This window comes from Stenotrophomonas sp. RIT309 (genome assembly GCF_000632045.1).
GTDB classification, from domain to species: domain Bacteria; phylum Pseudomonadota; class Gammaproteobacteria; order Xanthomonadales; family Xanthomonadaceae; genus Stenotrophomonas; species Stenotrophomonas indicatrix.
In genome coordinates, this window is record NZ_JFYS01000044.1 from 148,913 (window position 1) to 173,806 (window position 24,894).

Annotated in this window: 25 protein-coding genes; 13 read left to right on the forward strand and 12 right to left on the reverse strand. The window is 66.1% G+C overall.

Going from position 1 to position 24,894, the window contains the following annotated elements:
• Nucleotides 1–71: 71 nt before the first annotated feature.
• The gene (locus tag BW38_RS00330) at nt 72–2,240 is read right to left on the reverse strand and encodes a M3 family metallopeptidase (RefSeq protein WP_032978818.1); all 2,169 of its coding nucleotides are present in this window, start codon (nt 2,238–2,240) and stop codon (nt 72–74) included.
• 159 nt (nt 2,241–2,399) lie between these two features.
• Between BW38_RS00330 and BW38_RS00325 the strand changes: the two genes are divergently transcribed.
• A complete protein-coding gene (locus BW38_RS00325; protein ID WP_032978822.1) occupies nt 2,400–2,879 on the forward strand; it encodes a glutathione peroxidase in 480 nt (159 codons plus the stop codon).
• A 67-nt stretch (nt 2,880–2,946) separates the two neighbouring features.
• Here the strand turns inward: BW38_RS00325 and BW38_RS00320 are convergent, their stop codons facing one another.
• Together BW38_RS00320 and BW38_RS00315 are read right to left on the reverse strand one after the other, a co-directional pair.
• On the reverse strand, nt 2,947–3,726 hold the full coding sequence (locus BW38_RS00320) for a ferredoxin--NADP reductase (RefSeq protein ID WP_025876750.1): 780 nt from the start codon (nt 3,724–3,726) through the stop codon (nt 2,947–2,949).
• Between the two features lie 79 nt (nt 3,727–3,805).
• On the reverse strand, nt 3,806–5,677 hold the full coding sequence (locus BW38_RS00315) for an ABC transporter ATP-binding protein (RefSeq protein ID WP_032978825.1): 1,872 nt from the start codon (nt 5,675–5,677) through the stop codon (nt 3,806–3,808).
• 174 nt (nt 5,678–5,851) lie between these two features.
• On the opposite strand from BW38_RS00315, the gene BW38_RS0121045 reads away from it, so the two are divergent.
• Nucleotides 5,852–7,693, forward strand: a complete 1,842-nt coding sequence (locus BW38_RS0121045; protein ID WP_081794610.1) for a sulfatase-like hydrolase/transferase — start codon at nt 5,852–5,854, stop codon at nt 7,691–7,693.
• A gap of 58 nt (nt 7,694–7,751) precedes the next feature.
• Here BW38_RS0121045 and BW38_RS00310 read toward each other — a convergent pair whose 3' ends face one another.
• Together BW38_RS00310 and BW38_RS00305 are read right to left on the reverse strand one after the other, a co-directional pair.
• On the reverse strand, nt 7,752–8,201 hold the full coding sequence (locus tag BW38_RS00310; RefSeq protein WP_032978827.1) for a carboxymuconolactone decarboxylase family protein: 450 nt from the start codon (nt 8,199–8,201) through the stop codon (nt 7,752–7,754).
• A gap of 36 nt (nt 8,202–8,237) precedes the next feature.
• On the reverse strand, nt 8,238–9,134 hold the full coding sequence (locus BW38_RS00305; RefSeq protein WP_032978828.1) for an RNA polymerase sigma-70 factor: 897 nt from the start codon (nt 9,132–9,134) through the stop codon (nt 8,238–8,240).
• 147 nt (nt 9,135–9,281) lie between these two features.
• Between BW38_RS00305 and BW38_RS00300 the strand changes: the two genes are divergently transcribed.
• From BW38_RS00300 to BW38_RS00290, 4 genes are all read left to right on the forward strand, one after another.
• Complete coding sequence (locus tag BW38_RS00300; protein WP_025876754.1) at nt 9,282–10,799, forward strand: fumarate hydratase; 1,518 nt, start codon at nt 9,282–9,284, stop codon at nt 10,797–10,799.
• Between the two features lie 289 nt (nt 10,800–11,088).
• On the forward strand, nt 11,089–11,325 hold the full coding sequence (locus BW38_RS0121050; protein WP_227417103.1) for a hypothetical protein: 237 nt from the start codon (nt 11,089–11,091) through the stop codon (nt 11,323–11,325).
• A gap of 14 nt (nt 11,326–11,339) precedes the next feature.
• Nucleotides 11,340–11,684, forward strand: a complete 345-nt coding sequence (locus tag BW38_RS00295) for a hypothetical protein (protein WP_032978830.1) — start codon at nt 11,340–11,342, stop codon at nt 11,682–11,684.
• A 53-nt stretch (nt 11,685–11,737) separates the two neighbouring features.
• On the forward strand, nt 11,738–12,373 hold the full coding sequence (locus tag BW38_RS00290; RefSeq protein ID WP_032978831.1) for a glutathione S-transferase family protein: 636 nt from the start codon (nt 11,738–11,740) through the stop codon (nt 12,371–12,373).
• Between the two features lie 49 nt (nt 12,374–12,422).
• Here the strand turns inward: BW38_RS00290 and arsC are convergent, their stop codons facing one another.
• The 3 genes from arsC to BW38_RS0121055 all read right to left on the reverse strand — a co-directional run bounded on the left by arsC (nt 12,423) and on the right by BW38_RS0121055 (nt 14,526).
• Nucleotides 12,423–12,764: an arsenate reductase (glutaredoxin) gene (gene arsC, locus BW38_RS00285; protein ID WP_032978833.1), complete on the reverse strand. Its 342-nt coding sequence runs from the start codon at nt 12,762–12,764 to the stop codon at nt 12,423–12,425.
• Nucleotides 12,764–13,918, reverse strand: a complete 1,155-nt coding sequence (locus BW38_RS00280; RefSeq protein ID WP_032978835.1) for a phospholipase A — start codon at nt 13,916–13,918, stop codon at nt 12,764–12,766. Before BW38_RS00280 ends, arsC begins: the two co-directional genes overlap by 1 nt.
• Nucleotides 13,919–14,040: 122 nt before the next feature.
• A complete protein-coding gene (locus tag BW38_RS0121055; RefSeq protein WP_032978837.1) occupies nt 14,041–14,526 on the reverse strand; it encodes a DUF456 domain-containing protein in 486 nt (161 codons plus the stop codon).
• A 237-nt stretch (nt 14,527–14,763) separates the two neighbouring features.
• On the opposite strand from BW38_RS0121055, the gene BW38_RS00275 reads away from it, so the two are divergent.
• Entirely contained in the window at nt 14,764–14,973 is a 210-nt protein-coding gene (locus BW38_RS00275; RefSeq protein WP_025876765.1) for a cold-shock protein, read from the forward strand.
• 88 nt (nt 14,974–15,061) lie between these two features.
• On the opposite strand, the gene BW38_RS00270 is transcribed toward BW38_RS00275, so the two are convergent.
• Nucleotides 15,062–15,556, reverse strand: coding sequence for a glycine zipper 2TM domain-containing protein (locus tag BW38_RS00270; RefSeq protein WP_032978839.1), 495 nt, complete (start codon nt 15,554–15,556; stop codon nt 15,062–15,064).
• Nucleotides 15,557–15,686: 130 nt separating this feature from the next.
• Nucleotides 15,687–16,121 carry a cytochrome c gene (locus BW38_RS00265; protein WP_032978842.1) on the reverse strand — a complete coding sequence of 145 codons (435 nt, stop codon included), beginning with the start codon at nt 16,119–16,121 and terminating at the stop codon, nt 15,687–15,689.
• 79 nt (nt 16,122–16,200) lie between these two features.
• On the opposite strand from BW38_RS00265, the gene BW38_RS00260 reads away from it, so the two are divergent.
• Nucleotides 16,201–17,028: a tRNA threonylcarbamoyladenosine dehydratase gene (locus BW38_RS00260; RefSeq protein ID WP_032978845.1), complete on the forward strand. Its 828-nt coding sequence runs from the start codon at nt 16,201–16,203 to the stop codon at nt 17,026–17,028.
• Between the two features lie 78 nt (nt 17,029–17,106).
• Here the strand turns inward: BW38_RS00260 and BW38_RS00255 are convergent, their stop codons facing one another.
• Together BW38_RS00255 and BW38_RS00250 are read right to left on the reverse strand one after the other, a co-directional pair.
• Nucleotides 17,107–17,877 (reverse strand): TatD family hydrolase, encoded by a 771-nt coding sequence (locus BW38_RS00255; RefSeq protein ID WP_032978848.1) that lies wholly within the window; start codon nt 17,875–17,877, stop codon nt 17,107–17,109.
• Nucleotides 17,874–18,089, reverse strand: coding sequence for a DUF6116 family protein (locus tag BW38_RS00250; protein WP_025876772.1), 216 nt, complete (start codon nt 18,087–18,089; stop codon nt 17,874–17,876). Before BW38_RS00250 ends, BW38_RS00255 begins: the two co-directional genes overlap by 4 nt.
• Before the next feature lie 163 nt (nt 18,090–18,252).
• On the opposite strand from BW38_RS00250, the gene BW38_RS00245 reads away from it, so the two are divergent.
• The 5 genes from BW38_RS00245 to asnB all read left to right on the forward strand — a co-directional run bounded on the left by BW38_RS00245 (nt 18,253) and on the right by asnB (nt 24,887).
• The gene (locus tag BW38_RS00245) at nt 18,253–19,092 is read left to right on the forward strand and encodes a glycine zipper 2TM domain-containing protein (protein WP_025876774.1); all 840 of its coding nucleotides are present in this window, start codon (nt 18,253–18,255) and stop codon (nt 19,090–19,092) included.
• 98 nt (nt 19,093–19,190) lie between these two features.
• Entirely contained in the window at nt 19,191–19,733 is a 543-nt protein-coding gene (locus tag BW38_RS00240) for a GNAT family N-acetyltransferase (RefSeq protein WP_032978851.1), read from the forward strand.
• 178 nt (nt 19,734–19,911) lie between these two features.
• A complete protein-coding gene (locus BW38_RS00235) occupies nt 19,912–20,571 on the forward strand; it encodes a glutathione S-transferase family protein (protein ID WP_032978854.1) in 660 nt (219 codons plus the stop codon).
• 89 nt (nt 20,572–20,660) lie between these two features.
• A complete protein-coding gene (locus tag BW38_RS00230) occupies nt 20,661–22,940 on the forward strand; it encodes a thiamine pyrophosphate-dependent enzyme (protein ID WP_032978857.1) in 2,280 nt (759 codons plus the stop codon).
• 3 nt (nt 22,941–22,943) lie between these two features.
• The gene (asnB, locus tag BW38_RS00225) at nt 22,944–24,887 is read left to right on the forward strand and encodes an asparagine synthase (glutamine-hydrolyzing) (protein WP_032978861.1); all 1,944 of its coding nucleotides are present in this window, start codon (nt 22,944–22,946) and stop codon (nt 24,885–24,887) included.
• The last annotated feature ends 7 nt before the right edge of the window (nt 24,888–24,894 follow it).

Here is a 24,894-nt window from a genome sequence, read left to right on the forward strand (position 1 = left end):
CGTGGATGGCGTACAAAAAAACCGCCCGGTCTCCCGGGCGGTTTTCGTTTCACGCTATGCGGTGCCGACGATCAGTTGCCGGTGCCGGTCAGGCCACGCTTTTCCAGCAGCGGTTCGATCTGCGGCTCGTGTCCGGCGAAATCGCGGAACAGCTGCATCGCATCCACGCTGCCACCCTTGGACAGCAGGGTCGCGCGGAAGTGGTCGCCGTTCTTGCGGCTCAGGCCACCGTTGTCGCGGAACCACTTCTGGGTGTTGGCGTCGAGCACTTCCGACCAGATGTAGGCGTAGTAGCCGGCCGAGTAGCCGCCCATGATGTGGCTGAAATACGGGGTCCTGTAGCGCGGCGGAACCGGCGCATAGTAGATGCCGTCCTTCTCCAGCGCGGCGCGCTCGAAGGCCATCACGTCCTTGGCGGCCGGGACCTGGTCCGGGCCGATCTGGTGCCAGCGCTGGTCGAGCATGGCGGCGCCCAGGTACTCGGTGGTGGCAAAGCCCTGGTTGAACTTGGCCGCGGCCAGCACCTTGTCCAGCAGTGCCTGCGGCATTGCCGAGCCGTTCTGGTAGTGCTTGGCGTAGTTCTTCAGGATGGCCGGATTGTCGGCCCACATCTCGTTGACCTGCGAGGGGAACTCGACGAAGTCGCGCGGCACCGCGGTGCCCGAGAAGTACGGGTACTTCACATTCGAGAACATGCCATGCAGGGCATGACCGAACTCGTGGAAGGTGGTGCTCACTTCATCCCAGGTCAGCAGGGTCGGCTGGCCGGCCGGCGGCTTGGGAATGTTCAGGTGATTGGCCACCACCGGCTTGAAACCGGTCAGCTTGGACTGCGAGACGTACGAGTTCATCCACGCACCGCCGCGCTTGGAGGCGCGTGCGTACGGGTCGAAGATGAAGATCGCCAGCTGGCTGCCGTCGGCATCGAACACGTCATAGACGGTGACGTCATCGTGGTAGACCGGCAGGTCGGTGCGCTGCTTGAAGGTCAGGCCGAATTCCTGGTTGGCGGCGAAGAACACGCCGTTCTCCAGCACGTTCTTCATCTCGAAGTACGGCTTCAGCTGCGATTCGTCGAAGTTGTACTTGGCCTGGCGCACCTTCTCGCTGTAGAAGGCCCAGTCCCACGGCTCCAGCTTGAAGGTCGGCTTGCCGGCGGCCTTCTGTTCCTGGTCGATCATTGCCTGCAGGTCGGCGGCTTCGCGCTTGGCGTTGGCCACCGCTGCCGGGGCCAGCTTGCCGAGCATCGCATTGACCGCTTCAGGGGTCTTGGCGGTCTGGTTGGTCAGGTTGTAGGCGGCGAAGTTGGCAAAGCCCATCAGCTTGGCCTTGTCGGCGCGCAGCTGCATGATGCGCGCGACCAGCGCGGTGTTGTCGAACTCACCGCCGCGGCTGCCGCGGGTGGTGGACGCTTCGTAGATCTTCTGGCGCAGCGCACGGTTGGCCAGGTTGGTCAGCGGCGGCTGGCCGGTGGTGTTGAGCAGGGTGATCACGTACTTGCCGTCCAGGCCGCGGGCCTTGGCGGCTTCGGCGGCAGCGGCGATCTGCTCCTTGGACAGGCCGTCCAGTTCCTTGACGTCGTTGACGGTGATCGCCGAAGCGTTCACTTCCGACTGCACGTTCTGGCTGAACTTGGTGCCTAGGTTGGCCAGCTCGGCGTTCATTTCCTTCAGCTTGGTCTTGTCGGCCTCGGACAGCTTGGCGCCGGCGCGCACGTAGTTGTCGTAGTACTTCTCGACCAGGCGAACGCCTTCAGCGTCCAGGCCCAGGGTGGTGCGGCTGTCATAAAGCGCCTGGATGCGTGCGAACAGCTTGCCGTTCAGCGCGATCGCATCGCTGTGCGCGGCGAACTTCGCCGAATAGTCGGCCTGCAGCTTCTTGCGGGTGTCGTTGGTGTCGGCGCCGACCAGGCTGAAGAACACGGTGGTCGCGCGGTCCAGGGTGTCACCGCTCTTTTCCAGGGCGATGATGGTGTTGTCGAAGGTCGGCTTGGCCTTGGTGTTGGCGATCGCCTCCACTTCCTTCAGCTGCTGCGCCATGCCGGCGTCGAAGGCCGGGGCGAAGTCGCTGTCCTTGATCTTGTCGAACTGCGGGAAATGCAGCGGCAGCGGGCTGTCGGCGAAGAACGGATTGGCCTGCTGTGCATTGGCAGCGGCGGCCGGGGCGGCGGCGCTGGCCGAATAGGCGGGCAGGGCAAGGCCGAGGGTCATGGCCACGGCAAGGGCAAGGCGGGTGGTCAAGGTCGATACTCCGGTAAGGCAAACAAGGGCCCGAGGGTAACCCGGCCCGGCGCGCCCGCACTTGTGTCAAAAGGCATGTTGGCAAAGCCGCTCCGCAGCAGGGCCACCCCCTGGGCGGCTGCCCGGGTACCATGCAATCACCGCCCACGGCCATCCGCCATGACCACTGCCTACGATTTCAGCTTCCGCGACCTTGAAGGCCAGCCGCAGGCGTTGGCGCAGTACCAGGGCCGTCCGCTGCTGCTGGTCAACGTGGCCAGCCGCTGTGGCTTTACCCCGCAGTACACCGGGTTGGAACAGCTGTGGCAGGACTATCGTGATCGCGGCCTGGTGGTGATCGGATTTCCCTGCAACCAGTTCGGCGCGCAGGAGCCGGGCGATGCCGCGCAGATCCGCCAGTTCTGTTCGATCGATTACCCGGTCAGCTTCCCGCTGTCGCAGAAGATCGAGGTCAATGGCGAGGGTGCCGACCCGCTGTGGGCATGGCTGTCGCAGCAGAAGCGCGGGCTGCTGGGTATCGCCCGCATCAAGTGGAACTTCAGCAAGTTCCTGGTCGATCGCCAGGGCCAGGTGGTGGATCGCTATGCTCCGACCACCAAGCCGGAGCAGCTGCGCGGCGGCATCGAGGCGCTGCTTTGACCGGTAGCGCCGGGCCATGCCCGGCGACCGATATCCGCCGGGCATGGCCCGGCGCTACCGAGGCGGCTTATTTCTCGACGAACGCGCGCTCGAACACGTAGTGCCCGGGCGTACCGATGCGCGGCGAAGTCTGGAAGCCACGGCTGTCCAGCACGGTGCGCAGGTCGGCCAGCATCTGCGGGCTGCCGCAGATCATCGCGCGGTCGTTTTCCGGGCTCAGCTCGGGCAGGCCGAGCGTGCGCTGCATCTCGCCGCTTTCCATCAGCGAGGTCAGGCGGCCCTGGTTCGGGAACGGCTCGCGGGTCACCGCCGGGTAGTACAGCAGCTTGTCGCCGACCATTTCGCCCAGGAATTCATGCTCGCGCAGTTCCTTCTCGAAATAATCGCGGTAGGCCAGGTCCTTTTCGTAGCGCACACCGTGGCACAGGATCACCTTGTCGAAGCGCTCGTAGGTCTCCGGGTCCTTGATCACCGACAGCCACGGCGCCAGGCCGGTGCCGGTGCCCAGCAGGTACAGGTGCTTGCCCGGGTGCAGGTCGCTGATCAGCAGGGTGCCGGTGGGCTTCCTGCCGACCAGTACCTTGTCGCCTGGCTTGATGTGCTGCAGGCGCGAGGTCAACGGACCGTCCTGCACCTTGATGCTGAAAAATTCCAGCTGTTCTTCCCAGTTGGCGCTGGCGATGGAGTACGCGCGCAGCAGCGGCCGCGCATCGGTCTCCAGGCCGATCATCACGAACTGGCCGTTCTCGAAGCGGAAACCGCTGTCACGGGTGAGGGTGAAGCTGAAGTAGGCGTCGGTCCAGTGGCGGACCTCAAGCACCGTTTCGGCGCCGAAAGCGGAGGACATGGGCGTATCTATCGGAAGTCGTCGGGACAATTCTATCTCAAATGAGACAGGTTCTCATTAGGCGGAACGAGAGGCGTTCTCAGCGATAACCGGCCGCCTGCAGTTCGAACAGTTCGGCATAGCGGCCGCCCTGTGCCATCAGCTGCTCGTGCGTGCCGCTGGCTTCGATCCGGCCATCGGCCAGCACCAGGATGCGGTCGGCCATGCGTACTGAAGAGAAGCGGTGGGAAATCAGCACTGCCGTACGATTATCCGCCAATTCCCTGAACCGCTGGAACACCTCGAACTCGGCGCGGGCGTCCAGTGCCGCGGTGGGCTCGTCCAAGATCATCACCTGTGCATCGCGCATCCACGCACGGGCAATGGCGATCTTCTGCCACTGCCCACCAGACAGGTCCACGCCCTGCTGGAAGCGGCGGCCGATCTGCTGGTCGTAGCCGCCGGGCAGGGCCGCGATCACTTCCTCGGCCATGCCGCGGCGGGCGGCATCGGAGATCCGCGCGCGGTCGTCCATCGCTTCGACCTGGCCGACACCGATGTTCTCGCCGGCGCTGAGGTTGTAGCGCACGAAATCCTGGAAGATCACGCCCAGATTGGCGCGCAGGTCGTCCAGGTCGTAGTCGCGCAGGTCGCGCCCATCCAGCAGGATGCGGCCTTCGTCCGGTTCGTACAGGCGTGCCAGCAGCTTGACCAGGGTGGTCTTGCCCGCGCCGTTCTCGCCGACCAGCGCCAGTACTTCGCCCGCGTGCAGGTGGAAATCCAGGTGGCGCACGGCCCATTGCTCGGCATCGGGGTAGCGGAAGCCCACGTCCTCGAACACGAAGCCCTCGCGGATCGGCTGCGGCACGCGCACCGCGTCCTGGCGCGAGTGGATTTCCGGTTCAATCTGGAAGAACGAATACAGGTCGTCCAGGTACAGCGCCTGGCTGGCCACCTGCGAGAACCCGATCAGCAGGCCTTCCAGCAACTGGCGCAGGCGCAGGAAGCTGCCGGCGAGAAAGGTCAGGTCACCGATCGAGAAATCGCCACGCACCGTGCGCCAGGCGATATAGGCATACGCGGTGTAGTAGCCCAGCGTGCCCAGCGCGGCCAGCAACGTGCCCCAGAACGCCCGCCGCCGGGCAAGCGCGCGGTTGGCCAGGAACAGTGCCGCCGACAGGCTGCGGTAGCGGTCGACCAGGAACCGGTGCAGGTTGAAGATCTTTATTTCCTTGGCCGTCTCCACGCTGGCACCGAGCTGGCGCAGGTAGTCCAGCTGGCGGCGCTCCGGCGTCCACAGGAAGTTGAGGCTGTATCCGGCCGCATTGAAGTGCGACTCGCCGATGAAGGCCGGCACCAGCGCCAGCGCCAGCAGCAGGATCAGCCACGGTGCGTAGACCAGCAGGCCGACGGCCAGGCTGGCAACGGTGATCGCATCCTGCACCTGACCGAACAGCTGGCTCATCAGGTTCATCCGGCCCATGGTCTGGCGCCGTGCGCGGTCCAGCTTGTCCTGCAGGTCCGGGTCCTCGAAATCCTCCAGGTCCAGGGTCGCCGCATGTTCCATCAGGCGCACGCTGGTGGCGTTGGCGAACAGCTCCGACAACAGCGCATCGGCGTAGCTGACCAGCCGACCGAGCAGGTCCGAGGCGATCGCCAAGCCGAATTCCAGTGCCAGCAGGCCGAGCAGTGGATTGAGCAGGCCGCTGGACAGCGCCTCGCCCATCGGCGGAAAACCGGCTCCGTGCTGGCTCAGGTGCAGGGCGGTATCGATGATCAGCTTACCGACGTACAACATCGCCACCGGCAGCAGCGCACGGATCAGGCGCAGGCCGAGGCTGGCCAGGGTCAGTGCGCGACTGGTCTGCCACACCTGGCGCAGGAACGGTGGCAGGTTGCGCATCGCCTTGAAGCGTTGGCGCAGGCTGGGTTTCTTGGCACCGGCAGCGCCGGCAATGGGAGAGGCGGGCATGCCGCCATTGTGCGCTGTGGGGGCGTGAACGTCGCGATGCAGGGCATGCAGCGCTGAATGCAAGCGCAACAGGGATGCGGACGCTGGGGGTACCGCGTGAATTTGCAAGTTTTCCTATTAATCGCGTGAAGCGTGGCTTCTAGGGTCGAGAGCTTGTTCTTCGATCCTCACACCATGCAGAACCGTACCGTGTTTGCGCCCCCGTCCGCCCGTGGATGGGTGCCGTTGTACGTCGTAGTGCTTACCGTGGCCACGTTGCTGCCCACGCTGTGCAATCTGCAGTGGCCGGCAACGTGGGATGGCCGCGTTTTCGTGTCACTTATGGCGATCTCGCACCTTGGGCTGGCGGCGCTGATGTGCTGTCTTCCGGGCTGGGCATGCCTGCAGCGGCGCACCCTGCGCCCAGTGGCGGTGCCACTCACGATGGCGTTGTCCAGCGCTTGGTTGTTCCTGGTATTGGTTGATTCGCGTGTGTACCAGCTGTTCGGGTTCCACTTGAACGGGTTGGTGCTGGTGCTGCTGGTGCAGGGTGGATTGTTGCAACAGCTCGGTCTGCCGGTGTCTGCCTGGCTTGCCATGGCAGTGGCCGTGACGGTCATCGTGGTGTCCCAGTGGGGAGCGGTGCGCCTGCTGCAATCATCATGGGTCCGGCGCTGGGCGTTACGCCCACGCTGGTTGCTGGGAATCTTGCCCATGCTCATTGTCAGTCAGGGCATGGCGATCTGGTACGACGCTAACCAGGGGGGGGCTGTGCTGGCTGCGGTGCAGGGGGTGCCATGGGTGCAAACCGCCACCGCGCGCCGGACGATGACGCAATGGGGGCTGGCCGGCCCGGCTTCGGCCGACGACCGCCTGCAGGCAGGTGCCGCAACCGCCTCGGCGCTGAACTACCCGCGCAAAACGTTGCACTGCCAGGCGCCGTCAGCGCCGAATGTAATGCTGCTGGTGGTCGACTCGCTACGCTTTGACATGCTTTCGCCGCAACAGATGCCCCACCTGTCGAGGTTTGCCGAGCAGGCCTGGCGTGCCGACCGGCACTACAGCACCGGAAACAACACCATGCATGGCATGTTCGGTCTGTTCTACGGCCTGCCAGCGCTTCACACCGATACGATGATTCACCATCGTCGCGGGCCCGTGCTGCTGGAGCAGCTTGCCCGCGCCAACTACCAGTTCCATCTGTATGGCGGTGCGTCGCTGCAGGGCGCGCGGCTGGATCGTGCGGTGTTCGTGCAGACGGATGCGCCGCTGCGCACGGCTCCGGACAATGCCCCGCAGGACCGCCGCGATCGACACGTCATCGAACAGCTGCGCGATGACCTGCGGGCGCACGATCCATCCCGCCCCTTCTTTGCCTTTGCGCTGCTGGACAGTGCTCACACGCCTTATGCCGTGCCGGATGCCGCTGAACGGCGATTCCTGCCGCAAGCGCGATCGGGCGACCATCTCAGGGTCGGGCGGCGCACCGACCCCGGCCCTCTGTTCAACCGTTACCGCAATGCCGTGCTGAAAGCCGACGCTTTGCTGGGCGATATACTGCTGACACTGGAACACACCGGTCTGGCGGACAACACGGTCGTCATCATCACCAGCGACCATGGTGAATCGTTCCACGATCTCGGCCAGAACGACTGGGGGCACAACAGCAATTTCAGTGATTACCAGACTCGGGTTCCGCTACTGATCCGCTGGCCCGGCCGGGCGCCGATGGTCGAACCTGCTGTGACCAGTCACATGGATCTGGCGCCCACGCTGATGCGGCATCTGCTGGGTTGCCCGGCGCCCTTCAGCGACTATTCGGCCGGCCTGGATCTTTTCGGGCCGCTGCCCGCGCAGCGGCCGTTGCTGGTGGAATCATGGACGTCGCGCAGCGTACGGCTTGGATCGATGGCGATACTGCTGCGCCCTTATGGCATCGAAGTGCGTGATGGCCAGTATCGACCTGTGCACGACGCTTCCCCCCTGCGCGGCGAGGTGAATGCCGCGATCATCGGCCAGATGCAGTTGCTGCAGTAGAGGCCAGCGCGGCCGGATCAAGGCCCTTCGCAGCGGAAGGGCCCGTTTGGGCGGGAAATCAGGGCAGCGGCGGCAACAGCCCGGCCCCCAGCCGGTTCCAGGCATTGATCACTGCAATGCCCATGCTCAGGTCACTGATGCCTTTCTCATCAAAGTGCGGTGCCAGCGCATCGAACGCCGCCTGCGACGGTGCGCCATCAGTCAACCGGGTCAGCGCCTCGGCCCAGCCCAGCGCCGCGCGCTCGCGGTCGTCGAAGAAGCGGCTTTCGTGCCAGGCGGGCAGCGTATCCAGCTTGCGCGGTTCGATGCCGCCCTTGCGCAGCGCGGTGCCGTGCATGTCCATGCAGTAGCCGCAGCCATTGAGCTGCGAAACGCGCAGGAATACCAGTTCCATCAACGTCGGATCGATCGAACTGTCATGCACTGCCTTGCTGGTGGCCAGCAGGCCCTTGAAGGCCTCGGCGGCCAGGCGGGTGTAGGGAACGCGGGGAGAGGCGTGGTCGGACATTTTCGGCTCCACGGCGGCCACGGTGGCCGCCTTTCACTACAAGGACGCCGGGGTATCGCGGCGCGTGACAACCGCAGGCAGTTTTTCTGGATTGAGCACGCTGTAGAGATTGGCGATGCGGCCATCGACCACCTCGATGGTGGTGATCGAGTGCAGGTGGTCGCCTTCGAAACGCAGGATCGCCGGTTCGCCATTGACGTAGCCGAGCTGTGCCGGATGCGCCGCGCCGCGACGGGCGATGGCCCAGTACAGGCGGCCGATACGCTCGGCACCCCGCAGTGGTCGCACCGCTGCGGTGACCACGCCACCGCCATCGGAAACCAGCAGTGCGTTGGCATGCAGCAGCGCCTGGATGGCCTCGCTGTCGCCACGCTGGGAAGCGTCCATGAAACGCGCCAGCAGCTGCCGGTGCTGGCTGGCATCGGCATTGAAGCGCGGCCGCCCAGACTGCAGGCGCTGCCGCGCCCGGTGCACCAGCTGGCGGCAATTGGCCTCGCTGTGGCCGATCAGCTCGGCAATCTCGCGGTAGTCGTGGTCGAAGGCTTCCTTCAGCAGGAAGGCGGCGCGCTCCTCCGGTCCGAGCTGTTCGAGCAGGGTCAGGAAGGCCACGGAGACGTCGTCGGCCAGCGCGTGCAGCTGCGCGGGGCCGGGCGCCGGGTCGGGTTCGAGGGTGATCGCCAGCGGTTCGGCCAGCCACGGCCCGACATAGTGGGTGCGTTCACGCTTGGCTGCCCGCAGCCGGTCCAGCCCCAGCCGGGTGGTGGTGGTCACCAGCCAGGCCTCGGGGTCGACGATGGCGGCCGAATCGCTGCCGGCCCAGCGCAGCCAGGCGTCCTGGACCACGTCCTCGGCGTCGCTGCGGCTGCCAAGAAGGCGGTAGGCCAGCGCCATCAGGCGTGGGCGGTGGGTCTGGAAGGCGGTTTCGGCGTTCATGTGGGCAAGGACGCGCCAGCGGGGCGCAGCGTGACAGAGGGCAGGGTCGGATCTTGCCGGCCAGCGGCCGGCACCACCACCCCACGGTCGAGGGAGGGGGTAAAATGGGCGGATTACCCCCGCCAGCCTTCAGCAAGCGAGCAATCCGTGACATCGATCAAGCAGGAAGACCTCATCCAGTCCGTCGCCGACGCGCTGCAGTACATCTCGTACTACCACCCGGTCGACTACATCAAGAACCTTGCCGCCGCCTATGAGCGCGAGGAGTCGCCGGCAGCGAAGGAGGCGATCGCGCAGATCCTGATCAACTCGCGGATGTGCGCCGAAGGCCATCGGCCGATCTGCCAGGACACCGGCATCGTCACCGTGTTCCTGGAAATCGGCATGGACGTGCGCTGGGATGACGCCACCATGGGCGTGGAGGACATGGCCAACGAAGGCATCCGCCGCGCCTACCTGTACCCGGACAACAAGCTGCGCGCTTCGGTGCTGGCCGATCCGGCCGGCAAGCGCATCAATACCAAGGACAACACCCCGGGCGTGGTCAACGTCAAGGTGGTGCCGGGCAACACCGTGGAGGTGATCGTTGCCGCCAAGGGCGGTGGCTCGGAAGCCAAGACCAAGTTCGCCATGCTCAACCCGTCCGACTCGATCGTCGACTGGGTGCTGAAGACCGTGCCGACCATGGGCGCGGGCTGGTGCCCGCCGGGCATGCTCGGCATCGGCATCGGCGGCACTGCCGAGAAGGCGATGCTGCTGGCCAAGGAAGCGCTGATGGAGCCGATCGACATCACCGAGCTGCAGGCCCGTGGTGCGTCCAACCGCATCGAGGAACTGCGTCTGGAGCTGTACGAGAAGGTCAACGCACTGGGTATCGGTGCGCAGGGCCTGGGTGGCCTGACCACCGTGCTCGACATCAAGATCAACGACTACCCGACCCACGCGGCCAACCTGCCGGTGGCGATGATCCCGAACTGCGCCGCCACCCGCCATGCGCACTTCACCCTGGATGGCAGCGGCCCGGTGATGCTGGACCCGCCGTCGCTGGAAGACTGGCCGAAGCTGACCTACGACGCGTCCAAGGGCACCCGCGTGGACCTGGACACGATCACCCCGGAAGACGTGGCCAGCTGGAAGCCGGGCCAGACCCTGCTGCTCAACGGCAAGCTGCTGACCGGCCGTGACGCCGCGCACAAGCGCATGGTCGACATGCTCAACAAGGGCGAGGAACTGCCGGTCGATCTGAAGGGGCGCTTCATCTACTACGTCGGCCCGGTCGATCCGGTGCGCGACGAAGTGGTAGGCCCGGCCGGTCCGACCACCGCCACCCGCATGGACAAGTTCACCGAGCAGGTGCTGGCACAGACCGGCCTGCTGGGCATGGTCGGCAAGGCCGAGCGCGGTCCGGCCGCGATCGAGGCCATCAAGAAGCACAAGTCGGCCTACCTGATGGCCGTCGGTGGTTCGGCCTATCTGGTGTCCAAGGCGATCAAGGCGGCCAAGGTCGTCGGCTTTGCGGACCTGGGCATGGAAGCGATCTACGAGTTCACCGTGGAAGACATGCCGGTGACCGTGGCCGTCGATTCCACCGGCGAGTCGGTGCACAAGACCGGCCCGCGCGAGTGGCAGGCCCGCATCGGCAAGATTCCTGTCGTGGTGGAGTGATCGGCGCGGCGTCGACCACGCCCGTCCGATTGCAGAACGGCGCCCGGGTGGCGCCGTTCTCCGTTTAACGACTGCAACCGTGCGGCTTTGCTAGGGTGTGCGCGTTGCCAGGCAAGGGAAGCTGTTTGTGCGTCAAGGAATACGCAATGTTTTCGCCGCAGCCGCCCTTGCCTTGATGGTGGGCTGCGCGCCGCAGTATTACGTCAAGCAACCCACCAGCGAGGCCGGCCGCGTGTGTGCAGCGGGGTGTACGCAGCGGCACATGCAGTGCGCGGATCAGGCACGTTCGATGGCCGAGATGGCGCAGCAGAGCTGTCAGTCGGACAAGGAGCGCGTCATCGACAGATGCAGTGACATCGCTGACGAGAAGATGCGGCATCGTTGCGAGGGCGCACGTGGCGCCGGCGCATACTGCGCCACCGCAGCCAACACGCGCGCCTGTGATGCGACCCGGGCGCAGTGTGTACTCGACTGCGGCGGATCGGTGAGCGAAACCCGTTCTTCTGGCAGTCTTCCGGTCTATTGAACAAGGAGCGTCCTGTGAACCTGTTGCGTAGCCTTTCCCTTGTCACCCTGCTGGTCATGGCCGGCTGCAGTACGTCATCTTCGTCGTATGGCGGTGGGGGCGGCTTCAGCGCCGGTGCCCAGTGCCAGATGCAGTGCCAGGCCAGCTATCGCAGCTGCATGGCCGAAGGCCAGGGGATCGGCAGCCGCCAGTCCAGCTGCGAGCAGCAGGTGGCACCGACGCCGGACCAGCGCTGCAAGGACATCGAGCATCCGGAACTGCGCCGTTCCTGCGAGTTGAAGGCGCACGACTGCACGCTGCGCGCACCGATGATGGGCTGCGGCGAGCGTCGTGATACCTGCATGAGCACCTGCGGCTGACCACGCCGGGGACAGCGCGCATAATCAGCCGTTCCCCGCCCAGGACAGGTCCTATGCGCACCACCTTGTATGGTTCCACCAGCACCGCCTCGCTGGTGGTGCATTGGCTGCTGATCGAGCTCGGCATCGAGCACGAACTGGTGCTGCTCGATTTCGAAACGCGCGAGCACAAATCAGCTGGCTACCTGGCGCTCAATCCGGCGGGCAGGGTGCCGACCCTGTTGATCGACGGCCATGTACTGACCGAGGCGGCCGCGATCGCGCTGTATCTGGCAGACCGTCATCCGCAGGCAGGGTTGTTGCCTGTCGTCGGCACGCCGGCACGCGGCGAGGCCTATCGCTGGATGTTCTGGTGCGCCAACACCGTGCAGCCGGCCTACCGCGCCTGGTTCTATCCGCATGAAGCAGCGGGTGGCGAGTGCATCGAGGCCGTGCGTACGATGGCACGGCAGCAGCTGGAGGCAGCGTGGCAGCACGTTGCCGCACACCTGCAGGACGGCGGTCCCTACCTGCTCGGCGATGCGCCGGGCGTGGTCGATTTCATGCTGGTGATGTTGATGCGCTGGTCACGCAACATGCCCACCCCCAGCGACCACTGGCCGGTATTGAAGGCGTATGCGGATCGCCTGAAGGCGCGCCCGGCGTTCGCCGAGGTCTATCGCCGCGAAGGCATCACCGACTGGCGGTAACCCGTTCTGTAGAGCCGAGCATGGCTCGGCTCTACCAAAGCGGGGCGGGTTACAGGATCTCCAGCACCGTTTCCGGGGGGCGGCACAGGCGGGTACCCTTCGCGGTGCGTACCACCGGGCGGTTGATCAGCCGTGGGTGGGTGGCCATCGCGGCCAGCAGGGCGTCGTCATCGCTTCCCTGCAGACCCAGTGCGGCAAACTCGGGTTCCTTGCTGCGCACCAGCCCGGTCGCGGCCAGGCCGGATTCGGCCAGTACCTGGCGCAGCGTGGCCACGTCGGGCGGGCTGCCGAGATAGTCGATCACCACCGGCTCGAAACCGGCGTCGCGGATCAGCTGGAGCGCCCCGCGCGAGTTGCTGCACGCGGGGTTGTGCCAGATCGTCACATCCATCAGAACCACTCCAGCAGGGACACGCCCACGCCGACGTAGGTCGCCTTGTGGTTGTAATCGATCAGGCTCTCGCCATAGCCGTCGAAGATCTGCACATGGCCACGCAGCAGGTTGCTGATCGGGAAGCCGTAGTCCAGCTGCAGCGCGCCGTGCGAGCGGTCACCGGTGCGCAGCGAATGACGTGCCATCAACGAGACCTCGTGACCCTTGTGGTTCCAGGTCAGGGTCGCGTCGCCGCGGCCCATGTAGTCCTCGATGTCCGGGTTGTTGTCGTCGCTGCGGGTCTCGGGAATGCGGTACCAGGGGCGCAGCACCAGTGCCCAGTTCTCGCGGTCGAGGCCGACGTTGAGGATCACCCGGTTCCAGCTGCGCGACAGCGGATCGGCACGGCCGTTGGACTGGTGGTTGAGGCTGATGCCGGTCATCCGCCCACGCCAGCCACCGATCGAGTAGCCGTTGCGGAACACCATCATCACTTCCGGCTCGTAGTTGGTCTCGCGGAACGGGCGCGAGTCCTCGCCGTTGTAGGCCTGCCAGCGCGAACTCTGGGTATAGCCCGCCCAGATATCGCCGTTGTCGCCGAACAGGTTCTCGGCGATCTTGGTCTTGAAGCTGATCTGGAACTTCAGCTCAGCGCTGTCCAGCACCTGCGGGGTGGTCACGCTGTTGGCCGGGTTCGGCGAGTGCGGCATGGTGTTGCGGTCGCTGGTCCAGAATGCCGGCAGCAGGTAGACAGGCTTGTACGCGCGCAGCTGGAACGGGCCCAGCTTGGAGTCCTCGGCCAGTTCCCAGCGGCTGTCCAGCAGCGAACCGCGGCCGGCATTGGCAAGTGCGCTGTCCGGCGCTTCGGACCGGAACAGATCGCTGACACGCTCGCGCAGCTTCTCCTCGCCCTGGCTCACCCGCGTGGTGTCGCGCTGCTCGCGACGTGCCTGTGCGGCGGCTTCGGCGGCCGCATCAGCTTCGGCGGTGGCCTGAGGCGTGCGCCCGAACTGGCGGTCGTAGCAGGCCAGACGGGCAGCATCGGTCGTGATGGCTGCGCAGGCGGCCGGCGAGGCCTCGGCGCTGGGCGCGAATTCCTGCGCTGCCAGTGGCGCGCTGGCCAGGGCCAACGCCAGCGGTGCAAGACGGGGAAACAACGGAGAGAGGGTCATTGCAGCAGGCCCTTCGGAATGAATGCGGAAAGAGGGACAGTGTGGCGGCTGCATCCGGTAACGGCCAGCCCCACGGGTTTATGCCCGGCGTGTGCGTGCGCGCTGCGTGAAGGAAGCATGCCTCACAGGAACCAGGCGAAGGCGAACAGGCCCAGCATCGCGATCACCAGCGCCAGCTTCAGCGCCAGGCCCAGCAGGATGCCCAGCCACGTGGCCAGCCCGACCTTGGTCGAGCGGCCGAGCTCGCGGGTATGCCAGTACTCGCCCAGCAGCGCGCCCAGCAACGGCCCGGCGAACAATCCGATCGGCATGAAGAACAGGCCGACGATGCTGCCGATGAAGGTGCCCCAGAGCGCTTTGCGGCTGGCGCCCACGCGCTTGGCGCCAACCACGGTCGCCAGCACGTCGACCAGCAGCGACAGCGCGGTCAGCACGCCGAGGATCAGCAGGGTGGGCCAGCCGACGTGGACGAAGCCGTCTGCCCAGGCCCCCAGCACCAGCCCGATGAAGACCAGCGGGATGCCCGGCAGGGCCGGCAGGACGATACCGGCGATGCCGATGAGGACAAAAATGACCGCTAGCAGATACAAGATGAATGAGAGGTCCATGCTGTCCAGTATGGTTGTCTTTTTGGGGTTGACAGTGAAAGGTTTTTGCCAGTTGCTTTTTCGTTTTGGTCGGGTTAAGTTGCAGTCGCTGAGCTTGGCAAGGTCACCGTGGATCGTGGCCTGATGAAGCAAGATCGTTCCGATCCGCTGCATCGATGCACCTCGCTTCCCCCTTGCTTGTCAGCCGCCCAACAGGCGTATCCAACAACAAGTAGAGAGTCAAAGGGAGTTAGTGAGATGGCTGATCGCGAGAACGGTACCGTGAAGTGGTTCAATGATGCCAAGGGCTTCGGCTTCATCAGCCGGCAGAATGGCGAGGATGTGTTCGTGCACTTCCGTGCCATCGAGACCCAGGGCTTCAAGAGCCTCAAGGAAGGCCAGGCTGTGAGCTTTGAAGTGGTGCAGGGCCAGAAGGGCCTGCAGGCCGACAAGGTCCAGCCGGCGTAATACCTGCCGCTTGCCGGCATGAAAAAGGCCCGCGCAAGCGGGCCTTTTTTTGTTGCTCCGGTTCTGATCGGCCGGGGCCCGCTGCGGTTCAGCGCAGGATGACCTTGCCGTTGACCACGCGGACATAGGTGTTTTCGCGGATGCCGCCGAGGTCGCGCTGGTTGACCACGATGGTGCGGCCGTCATCCATGCGCACGCTGATGTCATACGTATCGCTGGTGACGTTCTTCTGGATCTGGTTGCCCGCCAATGCGCCACCCACGGCGCCAGCGGCGGCGGCGATGTTCTTGTTGCCGCGGCTGCCGCCGGTGTGGTCGGAGATCTCATGGCCGGCAACCGCGCCGACGATGCCGCCGAGGATCGCGCCGGTGGCGGAAGGCGCGGTACGGCCGGACTGCACGGCATTGATGCGGGTGACGATGCCGCAGTCGGCGCAACGGCCCTGGTTGTAACCGGAGTTGTTGCCGTAGCCGCCGTTGTTGTAGCCGTTGTTGTAACCACCACCGCCGTAGCCCGGCGAGGTGGCACAGCCGGCCAGGCCGACGGTTGCGATGACACTGGCGGCGATGAGCTGGATCTTCATGGGGCATCTCCTGGCCGTGAAGGCGGGTGCGTTGGGTGGTACTGCGTCATGCAGCAGGGTGAGCGAATCCTCCTCTTTCCAACGTGAACAAGGCGCCAACCACCTCGGCCTTCGCCCACTCGAAGATGAATCAGCGGAAGTCCTGATGACAGGCCCGGCAATCGTCCTGCAGTGCCTGGACCTGCTGCGCCAACGCGTTGCAGTCGATGGGCGGGCTGGCCAATGCCGCATTGAGATCGGCCCGGTACTGGCTGGCGTGCTGCTGGAACTGCCGGCTGTCCTTCAATCCGGGGAAGGCCTGGTCCAGATCGTTGGACAGCAGGCGCAGCACCTGCAAGCGCGGGACGCTGTCGGCCAGGCTGCAGCGGTTCTGCTGCTGAGCCTGCTGCAGCAGATCCGCCTGCCGCTGCATTACCTGCATCAGGCTGTCCGGGAACGGATCGCGGCGTGCCTGCAGTGCGCGGCCGACCATCACCGTGGCAATCAGGCCGATCAGCAGGCCCAGGCCGAGCACTAACAGATAGCGGTAGGCGGTGGACGGGCGGCGGGGTGGGCTGGCACTCATGGCGGGCGCTCCGGGCGTGCAACGGTGGGTTCGGCGTCGTCGTGCTGTAGTCAGGGGACCTGCACGTTAAAATAGCTGGATGAACGAACAGGTCAAACAACGCTTCGCCGGTATTGAACGGCTGTATGGCGTCGGCGCGCTCGAGCGCCTGCAGGGCAGCCGTGTTGCCGTGGTCGGCATGGGCGGCGTCGGCTCGTGGGTGGTGGAGGCGCTGGCGCGCTCGGCGGTGGGCCATCTGGCCCTGATCGATGCCGATGACATCTGCGTATCCAATACCAACCGCCAGCTGCCGGCGCTGGAAGGCAACTACGGCCGCAACAAGGCCGAGGCCATGGCCGAGCGCTGCCGGGCGATTAATCCGCAGATCGAGGTCGACGCCGTGCAGGCGTTCCTGACCCCGGCCAACATGGCCGAACTGCTGGACCGCGGTTTCGACCTGGTGATCGATGCCTGCGACAGCTTCCGGGTGAAGGTGGAAACCATCGCCTGGTGCCGCCGCCGCAAGCTGCCGTTGCTGACCGTCGGCGCGGCTGGCGGCCGTACCGATCCCACCCTGGTTCGCATCCGCGATGTCTCGCGCACCGAGCATGACGCGATGCTGGCGCTGATCCGCAAGAAGCTGCGCAGCGAATTCAACTTCCCGAAGAATGCCAAGCGCTATTTCGGCGTGCCGGCGGTGTATTCGCTGGAAAACGTGAAATATCCGCAGGCCGACGGCAGCGTCTGTGGCCTGCGGCCGAACCTGGGCGCGGATGCGGCCCTGAAGCTCGATTGCGGCGCCGGCCTGGGCGCGGCCACCCACATCACCGGCGCGTTTGCGTTCGCGGCCGTGGGCAAGGCGCTGGAGATGCTGCTGGAGCCGAAGAAGGTGAAGGCCGAAGTGCCCGAGGATCACGCCGACGCGTGATCGGTAGCGCCGGGCCAGGCCCGGCGAGCGCACAGCGCGACCAGCACAATGCCGCCGGGCATGGCCCGGCGCTACCGGTCAGGTGGGCAGGTTGAACAGCCGCCGTGCGTTGTCCGTGGTGGCCTGCGCCACTGCATCCAGTTCCATCCCGCGCAGTGCGGCGATGTGGCGGGCGATGACCGCCAGCCGCGCCGGCTCATTGCGCTGGCCACGGATACCCGCGTCGGGCTGGTCCGGCGCATCGGTCTCCAGCAGCAACTGCTCCAGTGGCATCGTGCGGACAAGCCGCTGCAAGCGCTGCGCTCGCTCGTAGGTCAACGGTCCGCCCAGGCCAAGCAGGAATCCCAGCTTGTGCAATTGTGCGGCCTGTTCCGGGCTGCCGGAAAAACTGTGCACCACCCCGCGCAGGCCACCGATGCGGCGGATCGCGGTGATCACCGCATCCACTGCACGGCGGGCATGCACGATCACCGGCAGGTCAAACTCGCGCGCCAGCGTCAGCTGGCCGAGGAAATAGTCCTGCTGGACCTCGGCATCCAGGCCCTCGACGAAGAAATCCAGCCCGCATTCGCCGATCGCGCAGGGCTGCTCCTGTTCGATCCATTCACGCAGCTGCGGCAGGTGTTCTGGCCGGTGCTGGTCCAGGAACATCGGGTGCAGGCCATAGGCGGGGTAGAGCCCCGTCGCCTGCTGGCAGACCTCGCGCAGCTTTGGCCAGCTGGCCGCAGTGACCGCCGGAACCACCTGCCACTGCACGCCGGCAGCGCGTGCGCGCTCGATGACCGCCTCGCGGTCAACGTCGAATTCGCTGGCATCCAGGTGGCAGTGGCTGTCGACCAGCAGGTTCAACGCTGCTCCAGGGGCGGTGGCGTGGTCGCGCTGCGGCTCTTCCAGTTGGCCAGCAGCAGGGTGCCAAAGCCCAGCATCAGTTCGTCGACGAACGGAATCGGGTCGGGGATGAACAGGGTCAGCGCGAACAGGCCCGCGGTCAGCTTGAACAGGGTGGGGTAGCGCAGCCGGCGTGCCCATTGCAGGACCGGCAGCAGCATCGGGTTGGCCATGGCGGAGGTCCTCCTGGGGAATGTGCAAACGCTACCACGGGCCCAGCATTTCCAGATGCTGAATGGGTTACGGCGGTGAGCAGGAAATGTGGAGATTCCGTTCAGGCACCGCATGCTGCAATCTGGCCTGAGAACGTTGCGGACGGTCCGCAAGGAGCAGGTCATGAAAAGCACAACTACAACTGTCCTGGTCGCAGCGGGCGCGCTGCTGGTCGGTGGTATCGCCACCGCCGCCTTCATGAAGAGCGGCGACAAGTCGCCGGAGCAGCTGAGCGCCGGAAACCCGAGTGAATCGCGCCTGGTCGATGGCAATGCCACCGACGATGGCGCACGTGGCGACGCAGTGGACGCCAGTGCGCCGCGTGGCCTGGAATACGCCGATGTGCTGAAGGTCGATCCGATCACCGAGAAGCAGAAGGCCTATGCCACCGTGATCGGCACCGATCCGGTACGCGAGACGTCCACCACCCAGACCCCGCATGAGGTCTGCCAGGACGTGGTGGTGCAGGAACGCCTGCCCGAGCGTGACGGCAACGTCGGTGGCACCGTGGTCGGTGCCGTGGTCGGTGGCCTGCTGGGCAACCAGGTGGGCGGCGGCAATGGCAAGAAGGCCGCGACCGCTGCCGGTGCCGTGGCCGGTGGCTTCATCGGCAACCAGGTCGACAAGCGCCATGTGGGTGGCCGCGTGGTCAACCGCACCGAGCGCCAGTGCCACACCGAAACTGCGACCTCCGAGTCGAGCCGTGTCACCGGCTACAACGTGACCTACCGCAATGAAGACGGCACCACCGGCACCATGCGCATGGGCAGCAAGCCGGGCAACCGCATTGCCATGGGCACCAGTGACGTGGTCAAGGGCTACAACGTGACCTACCGCTACGACGGCGCAGAGAAGACCGTGCGTATGGACAACAAGCCGGCCAGCGATCGCCTGCCGGTGGTGGATGGGCAGCTGGTCACCCAGACGGCTGCAGCCGGCGACGCGACCGCGAACCGTCAGTAATTCTCCGGCAACATCGGTAACGAACAGGCCAGCCTCTGCTGGCCTGTTTTTTTATGGGTGGGGTTCATCCACGCGTGGTGTGGCTCTACCATGACGCCATGAGCATCTTTGACCTGCGCATCGAAACCGAACGCCTGATCCTGCGTCCGCCGCAGCGGCAGGACTACGCCCCCTATCTGGCGTTCTGCGCCGATGAGGAGGTGATGCGCACGCTGGGCGGTGTGCAGGCACCCTCGGTGGCATGGCGCAGCTTCTGCAGCCTGGCCGGCGCATGGCAGCTGTTCGGCTTCTCGATGTTCAGCGTGATCGAGAAATCCAGCGGTGAATGGATCGGTCGCATGGGGCCGTGGCAGCCGCAGGACTGGCCCGGCACCGAGGTCGGCTGGAGCATCCGACGGGCCAGCTGGGGCAAGGGCTACGCACCGGAGGCGGCGATCGCAGCCATCGACTGGGCGTTCGATACGTTGGGTTGGGACGAGGTGATCCACACCATCGCCGAAGACAACGAAAATTCGAAGGTGGTTGCACGCAAGCTCGGCAGTACGCTGCTGCGCATGGGGCAGTTGCCACCGCCCTATGAAGGCAAGCCGCTTGAAATCTGGGGGCAATCGCGCGGGCAGTGGCAACAGCGCGCACGCTGAGCGCTGCCCGGTAGTGTCGGCCGCTGGCCGGCATTCGCACGAATCCAGCTGCATCGAGGTTGCCGGCCAGCGGCCGGCACAACCGAATCGCCATGCTGCACCCGCGCTTGGCAATCGCCAAGCTGCTTGCCAGACTGCGGACAGCCGGCTGCAGGCCGGGACCTCCCTGGAGCAGGCAATGGTGGAAGAACGCATTGCGTTGACGGTGCATGGCATGTCGGTCTCGGGCAATTGCCACAAGGTGCGCCTGCTGCTGGAACAGCTCGGCAGCCGCTACCGCTGGGTGGAGGTGGACAGCGCCCACGGCCAGACCCATACAGCGGAATTTCTTGCCCTCAACCCCAATGCCAAGGTGCCGTTGATCGTGCGCGACGACGGCCGCGTGCTGACCGAGTCCAATGCGATCCTGTTCTGGCTGGCCGAGGGGACGCCGTATCTTCCCGCCGACGGTTGGCAGCGTGCGCAGGCATTGAGCTGGATGTTCTTCGAGCAGTACACGCATGAACCCTGCGTGGCGGTGGCACGCTTCATCCGCGGCTGGACACCGGCCGACTCGCCACGCCGTGCTGAACTGCCGCGCCTGCATGAGCGCGCTGCCAGCGCGCTGGCGGTGATGGAGCAGCATCTGAGCCAGGCGCAGTGGTTCACCGGCGATGACTACGGTATCGCCGATATCGCCTTGTTTGCCTATTCCGATGTCGCCGCCGACGGTGGCATCGCACTGGATCCATTCCCGCAGGTGGGGGCCTGGTTGCAGCGGGTGCGAGCGCAGCCTCGCTTCGTGCCCATGCCTGCGGTGACCGCCGAGGTGCGCGCGCGGTTCAACGCACCGGATTGATTCCCCTGCAGCGTCGGGCGTGCTCGACCAGCGGAAGGGTCGGGCAGCCTTGGCGTTACGGTCTGCAACAACGACACGGAGGGTGTTCGATGTTCGCTGTGGTTCCTGATCCCATTCCCGCGCGCATGCGCGGTCTCAATCGCGCCGAGGTCTGTGACGTCAATTTCCTCGAGGCCGTACGCGCCTGGCGCGGCATCCCGCGTCCGCGCCAGGCGCCGGATGCGCCGATCCTGCCGGGCAGCACCCTCACCGCCGCCGCCTTCGGCGAACTGTTCGAATCGCAGCTGCTCAGTCGCCAGCTCGACCTGATGGCGCGCGTGCTGCGCGTGCAGAACAAGGTCTTCTACACCATCGGCTCGTCCGGTCATGAAGGCAACGCGCTGCTTGCGCGCGCCTGCCGCCACACCGACCCCGCCTTCCTGCACTACCGTTCCGGCGCCTTCATGGCCGAGCGTGCGCGGCTGGTGCCCGGCATGGATCCGGTGCGCGACGCCGCGCTGTCCTTCGCCGCCAGTGCCGATGATCCGGCCAGCGGCGGCCGTCACAAAGTGTGGGGCAGCAAGCCGCTGTGGGTGCTGCCGCAGACCTCGACCATCGCCTCGCACCTGCCCAAGGCGGTGGGTACCGCGCTGGCGATCGAGAGTGGCAGGCGCCTGAGCCAGCCGCTGCCGATTCCCGCCGACAGCATCGTGATGTGCTCCTTCGGCGATGCTTCGGCCAACCATGCCACCGCGCAGACCGCGTTCAATACCGCGATGTGGTCGGCCTACCAGAAACTGCCGGTGCCGATCCTGTTCGTCTGCGAGGACAACGGCCTGGGTATTTCGGTGAAGACCCCTGAAGGATGGATCGCAGAGCGCTTCAGCCGGCAACCGGGCCTGGACTATTTCTTTGCCGATGGCCTGGACCTGGCGGCCGGACACGCGCAGGTGCAGGCGGCGGTCGAGCATTGCCGGCGCATGCGTCGGCCCACCTTCCTGCACCTGCGCACCACGCGGTTGATGGGCCACGCCGGTACCGACTTCGAAGTGGAATGGCGCGCATTGGCCGAGCTGTGCGCGGCCGAGGCGCAGGACCCGCTGCTGCGCTCGGCGCAGATCGCGCTGGAATCGGGCTGGATGGATGCGGCGGGCGTCGAGGCCGCCTATGAAACCCTGCGCGCGCGCTGCATGGCCGCCGCCATCGATGCCGATTCGCGGCCGAAGCTGCAGACATTGCAGGAAGTGATCACGCCGTTGGCACCCTATACGCCCGCAGCGGTGCAGGCCGAGGCCGAGCGCGTGGCGCCCATCGAGGCCCGGCAGGCACTGTACGGCGGCGCCGATGCGCTGCCCGAACGGCAACCGCCGCGGCATCTGGCGATACAGATCAACCATGCGCTGCAGGAGCTGCTGGGCAAGTACCCGCAGGCGCTGTTGTTTGGCGAGGACGTGGCGCAGAAAGGCGGCGTCTACACGGTGACGCGCGACCTGCTGCGCCGTTTCGGCCCGCGCCGGGTGTTCAACACGCTGCTGGACGAAACCATGATCCTGGGCATGGCCCAGGGGCTGGCCAACATGGGCATGCTGCCGATTCCGGAAATCCAGTACCTGGCCTACCTGCACAACGCCATCGACCAGGTACGTGGCGAGGCCTGCTCGCTGCAGTTCTTCTCCAACGACCAGTTCCGCAACCCGATGCTGGTACGGGTGGCCGGGCTGGGCTACCAGAAGGGGTTCGGCGGCCATTTCCACAACGACAATTCGATCACGGCGCTGCGTGACATCCCGGGGCTGGTGGTGGGCTGTCCGTCGCGTGGCGATGATGCGGTGATGATGCTGCGCGCATTGGCGGCATTGGCCCGCGTGGATGGTCGGGTAGCGGTGTTCCTTGAACCGATCGCCCTGTACATGACCAAGGATCTGCACGCGGCCGGCGACGGCCAGTGGTTGTTCGACTACCCCGCACCCGGGCAGGCGCTGGTGCTGGGCGAGGGCAGGGTGTATGCGCCGGATGCCAGCGATCTGGTGATCTTCACCTATGGCAACGGTGTGCCGATGGCGCTGCGCGCAGCGGTCGCCATCGAGCAGCAGCTGGGCTGGCAGGTGCGTGTGGTCGACCTGCGCTGGCTGGTGCCGTTGAATGCGGCCTTCATCGGCGCCCAGGCCGCCACCGCGCAACGGGTGCTGGTGCTGGATGAAGGGCGCCAGAGCGGGGGCGTCGGCGAGGGCGTGATCACCGCGCTGGTCGAGGCCGGCCATGGCCACCTGCCCGTGCGCCGGGTCTGCGGTGCCGATACCTATACGCCGCTGGCGGGGGCAGCAATGTTCGGGCTTCCAAGCGACAATGCGGTGATTGGCGCCGCCCTCGACCTGGCGCAGGAACCCTGATGCATGTGTGGATTGGCAGGTATGTTGTTGCCGGCGGCACAGACGCCGGCCGAGGTCCTGCAGGCGCAGGCGCTGGCCATGGGCCAGGCGCTGCACCATCGCGGGCCGGATGACGGCGGTACCTGGGTCGATGCCGCCGCTGGCATTGCCCTGGCCCACCGGCGCCTGAGCATCCTCGATCTTTCACCGCTGGGCCACCAGCCGATGGCCTCGGCCGACGGCCGCTATGTGATGGCCTACAACGGCGAGGTCTACAACTTCGCCACGCTGCGCGCCGAACTGGAGCCGCTGGGGCATGCGTTCCGTGGCCATTCCGATACCGAGGTGCTGTTGGCCGCGATCCTGCAGTGGGGCGTCGAGGACACCCTGCAGCGCGCCAACGGCATGTTCGCCATCGCCCTGTGGGACCGCCAGGAACAGTGCCTGTGGCTGGCCCGCGACCGGGTCGGCAAGAAGCCGCTGTACTACGGCTGGGCCGGTGATGCCCTGGTGTTCGGCTCGGAGCTGAAGGCGCTGTGGCAGCACCCGGATTTCGACAACGATATCGACCGCGATGCGCTGACGCTGCTGCTGCGGCTGGATTACATCCCGGCACCGCACAGCATCCACCAGCGCTGCTACAAGCTGATGCCCGGGCGCGTGCTGCGGCTGGATGCGGCGGCGGTGGCGGCTGGGGCCAGCGCACATCGCCCTGAGCAGGCGCAGCGTCCGTACTGGGACGCGCGCGCGCGCATGCAGGCGGCACTGGCCGCACCGTTCCAGGGCCGCATCGAGGAGGCCGAGGAGCAGCTGGATGGCCTGCTGCGCGATGCCGTGGCGCTGCGCATGGTTGCCGATGTGCCGGTGGGCGTGTTCCTGTCCGGCGGCACCGATTCGTCGCTGGTGGCGGCGCTGATGCAGGCGCAGAGCGGGCAGCCGGTGCACAGCTTCAGCATCGGCTTCAGCGGCTCGCACCACGATGAGGCACCGTTGGCCAGGGAACTGGCTACCCACCTTGGCTGTGATCACACCGAGCTGTATGTCAGTGGCGCCGATGCGCTGGCGGTGGTGCCGCAGCTGCCGGCAATGTTCGACGAACCCTTTGCCGATGCCTCGCAGGTGCCGACCGCGCTGGTCGCCCGCCTCGCCCGCCAGGGCGTGACCGTCGCACTGTCCGGCGATGGCGGCGATGAGCTGTTCTTCGGCTATACCCGCTATGTGCGCGCGCTGCGCAACTGGCAGATGCTGGGACGGGTGCCCGCGCCGCTGCGGCGCTGGATGGGGGCGCGTGCGCACCAGCAGGGCGAGGCGTCGCGCACCGGCGGGCTGGCCGCGTTGCTGGCCGAAACCGGCGCACGTGGCATCGGCGATGTGTATCGCAACCGCATCTCGCGCTGGCGCGATCCGGCGGCCGCGGTGATCGGTGCACGCGAGGCGGGCAGCTTCTACGATCTGGCCGATCCGCTGCATGGTGCCGGTACGCCGGCCGACGCGATGATGCTGGCCGACTTCGTCAGCTATCTACCCGACGATCTGCTGTGCAAGGTCGACCGCACCTCGATGGCGGTCAGCCTGGAGGCACGTGCGCCCTTGCTGGACTGGCGCGTGGCCGAGTTCGCCTGGTCGCTGCCGCTGGGCTTCAAGCGCAGTGAGTCGACCAGCAAGGTGCTGCTCAAGCGCGTGCTGGGGCGGTACGTGCCGCAGTCGATGGTGCACCGGCCCAAGCGTGGATTCGGCGCACCGGTCAGTGATTGGCTGAAGGGCGATCTGAAGCCCTGGGCGGACGAACTGTTGCAGCCGGCGCGACTGGAACGCGAAGGCGTGCTGTCGGCCGCCGCCGTGCAGCCACTGTGGCAGCAGTTCCTGGGCGGCCAGCGCAAGTGGCACACGCACCTGTGGAACGTGCTGATGTTCCAGGCCTGGCAGGACCATTGGCGGCAGATGCGTGCAGGCGTGAAGCGCGATTGATCTTCAC